The organism is uncultured Butyricimonas sp., assembly GCF_959596855.1.
Lineage (GTDB): Bacteria > Bacteroidota > Bacteroidia > Bacteroidales > Marinifilaceae > Butyricimonas > Butyricimonas muris.
Genome location: NZ_CAUFYA010000029.1, coordinates 17,805 through 29,185, shown reverse-complemented (window position 1 = coordinate 29,185; position 11,381 = coordinate 17,805). Strand labels below are relative to the sequence as shown.

At 44.0% G+C, this 11,381-nt stretch carries 8 protein-coding genes; all 8 read left to right on the top strand.

Annotation, left to right across the window (positions count from 1 at the left end; genetic code table 11):
- Window positions 1-59: 59 nt before the first annotated feature.
- The 8 genes from Q5866_RS12940 (at window position 60) to Q5866_RS12905 (ending at window position 11,381) form a co-directional block, all read left to right on the top strand.
- A complete protein-coding gene (locus Q5866_RS12940) occupies window positions 60-605 on the top strand; it encodes an RNA polymerase sigma factor (protein WP_099290528.1) in 546 nt (181 codons plus the stop codon).
- Between the two features lie 341 nt (window positions 606-946).
- Window positions 947-2,137 carry a FecR family protein gene (locus Q5866_RS12935; RefSeq protein ID WP_303180657.1) on the top strand — a complete coding sequence of 397 codons (1,191 nt, stop codon included), beginning with the start codon at window positions 947-949 and terminating at the stop codon, window positions 2,135-2,137.
- Window positions 2,138-2,305: 168 nt separating this feature from the next.
- Window positions 2,306-5,515, top strand: a complete 3,210-nt coding sequence (locus Q5866_RS12930; protein ID WP_303180655.1) for a SusC/RagA family TonB-linked outer membrane protein — start codon at window positions 2,306-2,308, stop codon at window positions 5,513-5,515.
- A gap of 14 nt (window positions 5,516-5,529) precedes the next feature.
- Window positions 5,530-6,951, top strand: coding sequence for a RagB/SusD family nutrient uptake outer membrane protein (locus Q5866_RS12925; RefSeq protein ID WP_303180653.1), 1,422 nt, complete (start codon window positions 5,530-5,532; stop codon window positions 6,949-6,951).
- 12 nt (window positions 6,952-6,963) lie between these two features.
- A complete protein-coding gene (locus tag Q5866_RS12920) occupies window positions 6,964-7,755 on the top strand; it encodes a DUF4843 domain-containing protein (protein WP_099290524.1) in 792 nt (263 codons plus the stop codon).
- 16 nt (window positions 7,756-7,771) lie between these two features.
- Entirely contained in the window at window positions 7,772-9,307 is a 1,536-nt protein-coding gene (locus Q5866_RS12915) for a PKD domain-containing protein (protein WP_303180651.1), read from the top strand.
- A 6-nt stretch (window positions 9,308-9,313) separates the two neighbouring features.
- Window positions 9,314-9,844, top strand: a complete 531-nt coding sequence (locus Q5866_RS12910; protein WP_303180649.1) for a TlpA disulfide reductase family protein — start codon at window positions 9,314-9,316, stop codon at window positions 9,842-9,844.
- A 4-nt stretch (window positions 9,845-9,848) separates the two neighbouring features.
- Window positions 9,849-11,381 carry a hypothetical protein gene (locus Q5866_RS12905; protein WP_303180648.1) on the top strand — a complete coding sequence of 511 codons (1,533 nt, stop codon included), beginning with the start codon at window positions 9,849-9,851 and terminating at the stop codon, window positions 11,379-11,381.

Below are 11,381 nucleotides of genomic sequence, written 5' to 3'. Positions count from 1 at the left end.
GGGTAATACATGAATATTGTTTATTTTTGTTTCATAAATAAAGATAACATGGTGATGTAATGCGAGATATTATATCGGATATAAAATTAGGGAATCTGAAGGCATTCAAGGAATTCTTTGATGATTACTATATCATGTTATGTGTTTTTGCCGCTAAATACCTGAAAGATGATGAGCAATGTAAGGATGTTGCTCAGGAAGCCTTAGCCGATTATTGGGAAAGACGAGAGCGTTTTGGCGATATTTATAAAGTGAAAGCGTATCTTTACACGATCACCCGCAACCGTTGTTTAAATATCTTGCGACACGAGAAAGTAAGTCAGGGGTATTTGGAGAAATACGGGCGGGAGTTGGAATCCGAGGGTGTTTTCGAGGATTGGGTTGTGGCGCAGGAAACTTATCTTTTAGTGTGGAAGGCTGTAAATGCGTTACCGCCGCAGATGCGGACTATCATTCGTTATTCTCTTGACGGATTGACAAATCCCCAGATTGCAAAAGAAATGGGGATTGGTGAAGGTTCCGTGAAATCTCTGAAACAAACTGCCTATCGTAAATTGAGAGAGCAATTGAAAGAACATTTTTATTTGTTGTTATTGTTTTGCTGATTTCAATCTTGGTAGAGTAGTGGTAAAGCCGCCTTGAAGCCGCAGTAAATCCGGAGTAATAATCTCCCTTGTTCGTTTATGGGATGTTTCCGCTTTTATGTTGCTATAATCTTTTTTGTAGCAACATAAGAGCGGGAACGGAGAGAGTACGGTAGGTGAGGTATTATTACGGTTACTCTTCTTCGGATTTACAGTGGAATTTGAGTGAAATAAGGGCGATTTCTTGGGGGATGGGGTTAATTTCGTGGGTTAGGATTATTTTTTTGTAATTTTTTTCGGTTTTCGACTATTCCTATTTTGCACTTTGCGTGTTATAGTATAAAATAGCAATAGTAAATATTATGAGTTTGTCGAAAAAACATTTTAAGATAGCGGAAATTCTAGCAGCTATTTTCATGAATACTCACTCGGGGGAGGAGAGGGAAAAGTATGAGCTTTGGGAAAGAGAAAACGGCCGTTTGGCTAAGGAGATTTTCAACAGAGAGAATTATGACGAATTTGTGCGTGTCGCGGAGCGATTTGATTGTCAGGAGGGATGGCAGGTTTTCGAGGAGAATCGAAAAATAAAGGTGCTTTCGGGAGAGAAGCAAGGTGGTCGGGTAAATCGGTTCAAGTTCGTTTCCAGATACGCGGCGGTGGGGATAATACTAATCGCTTGCGGGTTATTCTTTTGGTTGAATCGTTCTCGGGAAGAAGAGCCGAAACAACCTGTTTTTGCTTACCAGATAGAAGCGGGGACTACCGGGGCACGTCTGACATTGGCTGACGGGAAAACGGTGGATATCGTGAAAGACCAAACATTCATGATGAAGGAAACGGACGGGACTCTGCTCGTGACGGATTCGATGGGAATAGATTATGTTGCGCATGATGTAAAGGATGAGGAGGAAATCCGAAATACGATAAGTACTTTGACGGGGATGGAATACACGTTGACCTTGTCAGACGGCACGAAAGTCTATTTGAACGCGGAATCGAAATTATGTTTTCCCGTGTGTTTCAAAGGGGCGCAGAGAGTGGTGGAGTTGTCCGGTGAAGCTTATTTTGAAGTCGCCGAAGATGCCGCGCATCCGTTCGTGATAAAGACTCACGATATTTCGGTCAAAGTATTGGGGACTTCTTTTAATCTGCGAGCTTATGAAGATGAAGAGGTGGTGACGACGACATTAACGGCGGGAAAAGTACAGGTCTTTGACGGTCGGCAATTCAAGGATATTATTCCCGGGGAGCAGGTGGTTTACGAAAAGGCTGCAAGGACTATGGAGGTTAATAAAGTAGAAGTCGGGCGTTACATGGCTTGGCGAGAGGGGAAGTTCGTGTTCCGGAACGAGCGTTTGGAGGATGTGATGAAGTATTTGGCTCGTTGGTATAATGTGCGTTACGAATTTATGAATGAAGACGTGAAAAATATGCGGGTGGGAGCCAAGTTAAATAGGTACAATAACATGAATCCGATTATCGAAATGTTGAAGAAAAATCCGAGTATTTCTATATCCCGGAAGGATGGTGTGTTTTATATATCAAGCGAATAAGACAAAACATGCGTTTGTGTCACCAGCACAAACGCATGGACAACTAATAAATAGTAGTTCATTTATTAATCTTTCAAAATTATGAAGAAAAAACGAGATTCAGGGACCTTTTTTCGAGGAATCTGGCAAAAAATTTTACTAGTTATGACATTGAAAATGTGTTTGCTTATGCTTACTTGTTTTCAGGTGACAGCTGCGGTGCATTCCCAGAATAAACTTTTGGATGTGCGTTTGGAAAATGCTTCTCTGGAACAAGTGATTTGGGAATTGGAAAAAAAGACCGATTTCACGTTTATGTATTGGACGACCGAGATCAAGGATGTTAAAGTGTCTTTGAACATGCAGCAAAAATCGATGAAGGAGATTTTGGATTATTGCTTGCGTGACACGAAGTTGAGGTATGAGATTAACGAGGAAACGGTTGTGATCTATCGTGTAAAGGATGACAAGCAGGAGAAAAAGAAGGTTGTTGTTAATGGTGTCGTGAAGGATGAGGCCGGGGAACTTTTACCGGGAGTAACGATCGTGTTAAAGGGTACCTCTATCGGTGTTTCCTCGGACGTTAATGGAAAATTCCGGTTGGAGTTACCTGAGCAAGAATCCATCGTTTTGGTGGCTTCTTTCGTGGGAATGCGGAATGTTGAAGTGAAGGTTACCCCGGGCAAAGAGGTGAGTATCGTGATGAAAGAAGAGGTAGAGTCGATAGACGAGGTTGTGGTGAACGGTTATTTCACGCAAAACCGTAACAGTTACACGGGGGCGGTGACGTCTGTAAAGGGTGAACAATTGTTGGAAATATCGAAGACGAATATGCTCAAGGCGTTGTCTTTTGTTGTTCCCGGTTTGCGTATCGTGGATGACAATGTCAACGGTTCGAATCCTAATAAGGTGCCGGAAATTATCCTCCGGGGTATGAATTCGCTTGATAGTGAAAAGATGGAACAAGGATTGAATCGTCCTTTGATTATCATGGATGGGGTGGAAATCAGCCTGCAGCAATTGTATGACTTGGATATGTTTGACATTGATCGAGTGGATGTTCTGAAAGATGCTTCCGCCACGGCAATGTATGGGGAAAAAGCTGCCAACGGTGTTATCGTGGTCATGAGAAAGAAGGTGACGGAAAGTAAATTGAGGGTACGTTATAATTTTGTGCCTAACATTGGATTTCCTGATGTTTCTTCTTTTAATCTTTGTTCGCCGTGGGAGAAATTGGAGTTGGAACGATTGTTTGGAAAATACGATAGTAACATAGGTGAATACGATGAACTCTATTACGAGAAATTGAAACGGGTGAATGCCGGTGTGAATACCGACTGGAAATCTATTCCGTTGCGCAATTCCTGGTCGCATAACCATTCTTTGAGCATCACCGGACGGGGAAGCGGCATGGACTACGGTATTTCCGCTCATTATTCGGATGATCGGGGTGTTATGAAAGGGGACTATCGCCGCAGTTTTGATTTGGGATTCTATTTCTCTTATTTTTGGAACAACAAACTGACGGTGAGTTTCCGTTCCGATTTCAATAAATTGAATTCCAAGGATTCGCCTTATGGTAGCTATAATTCGTGGGTGGAAATCAATCCTTATGATTCGCCTGTGGATGAAAACGGGGAATGGGTAAAAGTGTTGTCATACGACAAGATTAATCCGATTTACAATGCCACGTTGAGCAGTTTCAGTAAAGCGGAGAGCAAGCGTTTTTCCAATAACTTAAGTGTGAGATGGGATATCGTGAAAGGAGTATATTTTACCGCTAATGCCAATTATACTATGGGAGACGGTCAGACGGATGCTTTTGTTTCTCCGGAGGATTCTCGTTTCTTGAAAGATGGCATTAAGGAAGATGAAAAAGGTTCTTATAATTTGAGCGGGGACAAGAATTATTCTTGGGCTTTTTCAGGTGTGTTAAATTACAATCTTGCTTTGGACGAGCATGGGACTATGTTGAGTTTTCATGGTGGATTGGACATATCGCAAGACAAAAGAAGTTCGTTTGCTTTTTCGGGGGTGGGATTTACGAAAGATCGTTTGAATAACTTGAACTTTGCGCAGCGTTATCCTGAAGAGGGGAATCCTACCGGGAGTGAATCCTATAGTGCAACGGTGGCTTATTTCGGTAATGTCAATTTTATATTGAAGGACCGTTATTTCGTGGATTTTTCGTATCGAACTTCTGGTAATGCCACGATTTCTAAAGACCGGCGTTGGGCGCCTTTTTGGTCAGTTGGTTTGGGGTGGAACCTGCATAACGAGAAATTCATTGCTGATTTGGCATGGGTACAGAGTTTCCGGATTCGGGGAAGTGCGGGATATGTGGGAAGCAACAATTTCGGGGGAGTTCTAGCACAAACTATATATAGTTATAGTGATAATGCGTATGACGACAATCTCGGGGCTTTGCCGTCGGCGATGGGAAATGACAAACTGAAATCGCAACGTACGTTGAAATTGGATGTCGGCATGGATGTCAACTTATTCAATGACCGTTTAGGAGTGAAGTTGGATTTCTATAAGGAGATTTCTAAGGATTTGTTGATGGATGTTTCGTTGCCGCCTTCCATAGGATATGACAAGGTTAAATACAACTTGGGCGAAAGTGCCAACTGGGGGTATGAACTTGCTATTGCTGGAACGGTTATTCGTACGCAGGATTGGAGCTGGACATTGAATTTCACGACGAGTCACACGGAGAACAAAATCAAAAAGATCAGTAATTCACTGAAAAATATAAATTCGGAAAATCGGGACGAAAACACCTCTTCGCCGAGAATCCAGTTGGAGGAGGGAGAATCCTCCACCGCAATTTATGCCGTGCGTTCCGCCGGTATAGACCCGGCAACGGGAAAAGAGATTTTTATCAAAAAGGATGGTACTTACACTTTTATTTATGATCCGAAGGACAAGGTGGCGATCGGGAACAAAATCCCTATTATGCAGGGGGGAATTTCGACCGGTGTTCGGTGGAAAAACCTCACGCTGTTTGCCGGCTTGACCTATACGTTCGGAGGAGATATCTATAATACCACGCGGGCAGGAAAAATTGAGAATATCACCATCGAAAACAACGTGGACCGTCGGGCGTTCACCGAACGTTGGAAGAGCGTGAACGATTACGTGATGTATCCGAATGTAAAAGAGCCGTCAACCGGTCACACGGAACGTTTCGTGGAGCGCAATAACGAATTGTATCTTTCCTCCATCAACATTTCTTATAATTTGGAAGGTGATTGGTTGAAAAAAATCGGATTGAGGCGGTTAGGGTTGGGGATCGGTTTCAGCGACATTGCCCGGTTGAGTACGGTGAAGTATGAACGGGGTACCGGTTATCCCTATATGAGAGGATACAATTTTACCATTAGTCCGACATTCTAAAAATTGACGATACGATGAAAAGATTAACGATATTATGGGTTTTCGTGGCTCTCTTGTGGGGAGGGTGCGATGATTTTCTGACTTCGCGAGATAATACGCAAGTGTTGGAAAAGACGTTGTTTGCAGACCGAGAAGGTGTGGAAGATGCGCTGTATGGGATATATAGCGGATTGGCAAAACCGGAATTATACGGTTTTTATGTGCCTTGCCGGATGGATTTGTTAGCACAGTTTTATAAACCTGGAAATACTGCGTTGTATGATGTGCTGCATTATGATTTTTTGAAACCGGCGGGAAGGGAGGTGTGCAATTCGATTTGGAAAACGATGTACCGTTCGATTAGCGACATCAATAGTTTTTTGGCGAATTTGGATGCTTACGAGGGAGAGAGCCTCATGTTCGGAGATCTTTACCGGGGAGAAGCGTTGGGATTGCGAGCTTACCTGCATTTTGATTTGCTCAGGATGTATGCTCCGGTAAAATTGGGAGAGCGGGGCATTCCTTATATTACCCGGTTTGGTTCTTCGGTGACCTCGTTCTCGACAGTAAAGGAGTGTTACAATTTGATCATCGACGATTTGTTGGAAGCTGAGAAACTGTTGCGGCAGGACGACACGCTCTTGATGTTGCCGCGGGTGCGTTCGCATGAGTTTGTGATCTGCCGAAATCGTGAGGTGCATTTTAATTGGTATGCCGTGCAGGCTACTCTGGCGCGGGTTTATTACATGCGCGGGGAACCGGGTGATTTGGAAAAGGCGGGGGAATATGCCCGGGCGGTCATTGATTCCGAGAAGTTTCCTTTGATCAGTGATCCGAAAGATGCCCGTTTTGTCGTGGCGGGAGTGGTGGCTGAAACGGAAGCCGTTTGGGGGCTATCCAATAAGAATTTGTACGATCCGATGGCCGAGTGTTTTCTGACGACTTCCGATTACAGTGCGTATAAACCTTCCGATAGTGATATGAGTCTCTACGAATCTAAGGCGGGAAACGATTGGCGTAAGGAGTGGCTTATCGCACCTCCAGGTACCGGTGGTTCTACCCGATGGGTCAAAATAATCGATCCTGTGGAGGCGGGTATTTCTTCCTTGATGCCAGCGGGCGTGGAAGGGGTGAATCAGATCCGCGTGACGGAAATGTATTTGATAGCAGCGGAGGCGGCGTTGGAGAGTCACCCGGAAACAGCACGGAAATATTTGGAGGATTTAGTCTCTTCGCGCGGTTTGGAACGGTTTGAGGGTGAGTTGACGTTGGAGAACATTGATAAGGAGTGGCGGAGAGAGTTGGCACAGGAGGGGCAGGTGTGGTTCAGGATGAAACATCGTCACCCGGAAACCGTGGAAGCGGTGGATAGGAACGTCGTCACCATGACCGAAGAGATGTGGCAATTGCTTATTCCGGACGATGAATTTGAGTTTAGAGAAGATTTCACAATGTAAATAGAGCAGAATATGAAAATAAATACGATATTGAATCGATTTTTTGGACTTTGTTGCTCCCTTTTGGCGGTTTTCGCTTTTGGGGGCTGCGAACGAGAATATTTGTGGTACGACGCCGAGGCAAAGGACGGGGTGTATTTTCTGGGAGGGAAAGACACTGTTCATGTGTTTACAAGGGCATCGGGAGGAGAAAAATGGATAGTGTACGGTGAGAGGGTGGATATCCTCGGATTTACCCGGGATGTCGACCGGCGTTTCAAGGTGGAGGTGGTCGATTCCTTGACCACGATACCTGCCGACTGTTTCTCTTTCAAGGACACGTGTAATATCACGGCTGGCGAAACTTTCGGTTTCTTGAATTTTTCTTATGCCTATTCCGAAACGGACACTTTTTCGCTTGGGTTGAGAATTGTGGAAAATGACAACTTCCGTCCCGTGATGGTTTCGCAGGAGTGTTTCCTTTTGCTTCCGTATAAACTGACAGAACCCGATTGGTGGTCTGCAAACAGTAATATGTTTGGGGCGCCGTGGACACCTCGCTTGCACGAGTTGTTTATGCGGTTCTATCATGCGGTGGAACAGAAAGAACCTTATGTGTGGACGTCGTATTTTGAACCGAATTTGGGTAGGGATTGTGAATATGTTTCTAATGGAACTCATTATTATTATTATTGGTTTAGTAAGAAATGGCATGAGCCTTATGGGACCTTGCTTCGGAAATATGTGGCCCGTCCCTTGTATGATCATTTGAAAAATAATCCGAAAGACGGAGACTATACAAGCATGCCTGATCCTTATCTTTAATTAAATAAAACATAATATGAAAAAGATATATATACGATTGTTGTTGTGGTTGTTTGTAGTGTCTGCGGGAATGGTTTCCTGTATTCATGACGACACAACCGGATTTGTGAACGAAATCCCCGAGCTTTCGATTGTCAAAGTTAAGGGAGAGGGCGTCAACGAAGAGGGAAAGAGGGCGTACGCAGAATTTATGATGCCAGTGCATTTTGAAGCGGAGGTGAATCATTCCGAAAATGAGGTGGTGTATGAATGGAAGGTGGGATACGTAAACGGATGGAAAGACGGAAAGCCGGTGATGGATTCGTTGTATTTGGTTTCGGAGAAACCGGTGTTGGAACATTCTTTTAATCGAGTAGGGGAGTTCTTGGTACGTTTGCGGGTGTCTGATGGGTTTAGTAGTGCTTTTTACTACATGATGGTGGAAATCAAGGCTGGAATGGAAAGGGGATTGCTGGTGTTAAGTTCTGATGATGCGGGGAAAGGTCGGTTGTCCTTCTGTTCTGTGCTGGAAGATGCGAATGAATTGCTGAAGGCAAAGAAAGAAGACTTTGACTGGGAGGTGTGGAGCAGAATAAATCCAGACTATGAGTTAGTGGATGCTTTGGACATGAGTTTGATGAATTATGGGGCGTATAAAAATTCCGTGTTTGTGATTTCCAAGTCCAACCGATGTGCGTATGAATTGGAGCCCAATACGCTACTCGTGTTGCGCAAGATAGATTTGACTCTTTTGGTGTCGGAATTGAATATACAACCGGTGGCATTGTCTCCGTGTAGAGATGAATTGGTGGTGCTGTCCGAGAATGGAATCGTGGTAGGATCTCAATTGACGTCGAACGGATTGATGAGCGATGCTTGGGGGGCAAAGATGAAAGGAACGAAGATGTATCAGGCGATGCTTTGGAATGATTGGGATGAAGTAATGATGTCACTGCCTGTGGTGGCGGAGGATGAAAAATTGGTATGCTATACAAATCTTTTGGGAAAGGCATCACTTGACTCCGGCACTGATTTTGAAGGACGTCGGATTGTCAATTTTTTGATAGTGGGGAATACAAATTTGAAAAAGAGTTTGCTCGTGGTAAGCCAATCTAAAAATGACCCCGGGAAGGTGTGGGTGACGAATTATGTTTCGGGGATTGAGGTATTGTGGAATATGGAGGCAATTTTCGGGCATGAAAGTGGGGACGAGAAATGGAGTGATAAGTCTTACGAACTTTCTGCTCCGTTGACTTTGACCGAGGAATCCGATATGTTGTATAACACGAAGTATAGTAATAGCATTTTCTACAATAGCGGTAACTCCATATATCGTTGGAGGCATGGCTCCGATATTTCTGAGGTGGAGTCGGTTATCACCGTGCCCGGAGAAATTACCTGTATGGCGCAAAGTCCTGATGAAGAGTATTTGTACGTTGGAACTTACGACCCTGCGGCAACCGGATTGAAGGGAAGCGTTTATATTTATAAAACGGAAAACCTGCAATTGGTGAACAGTTTTGTCGGTGTGGCTGATAAACCGTTGAAATTATTTTATAAGGATACAAAATAAAAACAAATGACAAAGATTTATATATTTTTCGTGCTTGTCCTTCTCGGTTTCTCCGGGGGACAAGCCATTGCCTCTACCTCGGGGAGCGTGGAGAAGAATGTGGCGGATACGCTGAAAGCCGGGATGGCGTCACCGGATTTTCGTTACCGGGATGTGAACGGTAAAATCGTGACATTAAAAAGTTTGAGGGGAAAATACGTGTATATTGATGTGTGGGCGATGTGGTGCGGACCTTGTTGTGCTGAGATTCCCCATTTGAAAGAATTGGAGCGGAAGATGCGTGGTAAAAAGATCGTTTTCGTGAGTATGTCGGTGGACGAGAGTCGGAAGGCATGGTTGAAATACGTGAAAGATAAGAAGATGGGGGGCGTACAATTAAATGCAGAGGGGAAAGAGGAGTTTATGAAAGCCTATCACATAAATGGAATACCTCGTTTTATTTTGTTAGATAAGAAAGGGAAAATTGTGGATGCTGATATGACGCGTCCTTCTGATCCAGAAACGTTGAAACGATTATTAGAATTGAAAGGAATTTAAGGAGATGAGAAAAAGTATTGTTGTGTTGTTTTTGTTGATTGCTGGTAGTGTATTTGCCAGCAATCGTCGGTCAATGAAAGTGGATGGATGCGAATATGTTGTGTTGGCTAGTAGATCGGTAGAACAGGATAAAGCTTGGAATGGGGTTGTAGAGGCTTTACAGAGATTGCACGGTGCGGAGGTGGTATATTACGCGGAGAAGCCTGCTGAGACATTGGAGGCATTGCGACGTATGCGCCCTCGTTATGTTGCGGTGGTAGAGAAACCGGAGCAGATTACCCGGGATTATATTATTGGAATGCATATTTTGTCGCGTAAAGTAACTTCTTCGATATATGCCGATTTCATGTGGGGAATTATCACGGGGCTTGATGCGGATATGGCGATGAAGATGGTGAATAATGCTAAAGAGCCACTTGAGATTCGCAACGGGTTGATATCACAGAATAGAGTGGAATTGACTGAGGCGGACTGGGAGCGGTTTGGGTATGTGAGTTGGGGAAAATCAGGAATGAAAATGGAACGAGGAGATACGTTGGCAATGGAGTATTGGCCAGCCGTGAAACAGGTTGAAAAATTTAATGATCTTTATCGAAGAGTGAAGCCTGATTTCGTGTTGAGTGAGTCTTATACTTCTAATTACCATTTGTCCATGCCTGATAACTTCAGCGTACACGAGAGAATTTATGCCCGGGATGGTATTTTTCATCACGTGATGCAGGAGGTTAAAATTGAAGATAATCAGATATCTCGTCAAGACACGTCGGATAACGAGATGAATTGGGCGGGTGAGCGGAAAGTATATATTGCCGCAGGATCTTACGGTTGTGATGTGGATAAGCCCGAAAAGAGTTGTGCGTTGGCATGGATGGGGCGTCCGAATGTAACTTCAATGGTGGGATACCCGGTAAACCAAGTGATGTTGGGGCAAGCCGTGTGGGGTGGTTTGAAATTCTGGCATGTAACGCCCGGGCGTTACACGATGGCAGAGGCTTATTTTTTAGGACAACAGCATATATTATATACGTTACAAAATTTTTCTCCGAGTTTGTTGGAAGCAAGTTTTGATTTCAATTGGGATGTTATGAATGATATATCCGGTATATATGATCGGATGGCGAAGGTGATGGGTAAAGAAGCTGTTGGGGATATTCTTGGTTTTTGGCAGGAGCGGGATTTATTGGCTTATTTCGGGGATCCGAAATGGGATGTGCGATTCCGACCGGAGGAAGAGACTTATACCGTGAAGACGGTTCGTAAGGGGAAAAAGTATGTGATTACATTGAAAACGAAAGAGAATTTTTCTGTGGATCGATTGGATGGAATTTATATGCGAACGTTTGATGACCAAATACCGGGAGAGCCTGCCACGGTTGGTAAAATACCGTTTGCTGTTATTTTTCCGGAGCGTTTGAAAAATCCTCGTTTAGCACCCGAGCAGGATTGGCGAGTGGCATTGTCTGATGATATGTTGTTGGTGTATGATACTTGGTTCGAGCCGGGAAAGACGTATAAATTGGTCTTGTTGGTGGATTAA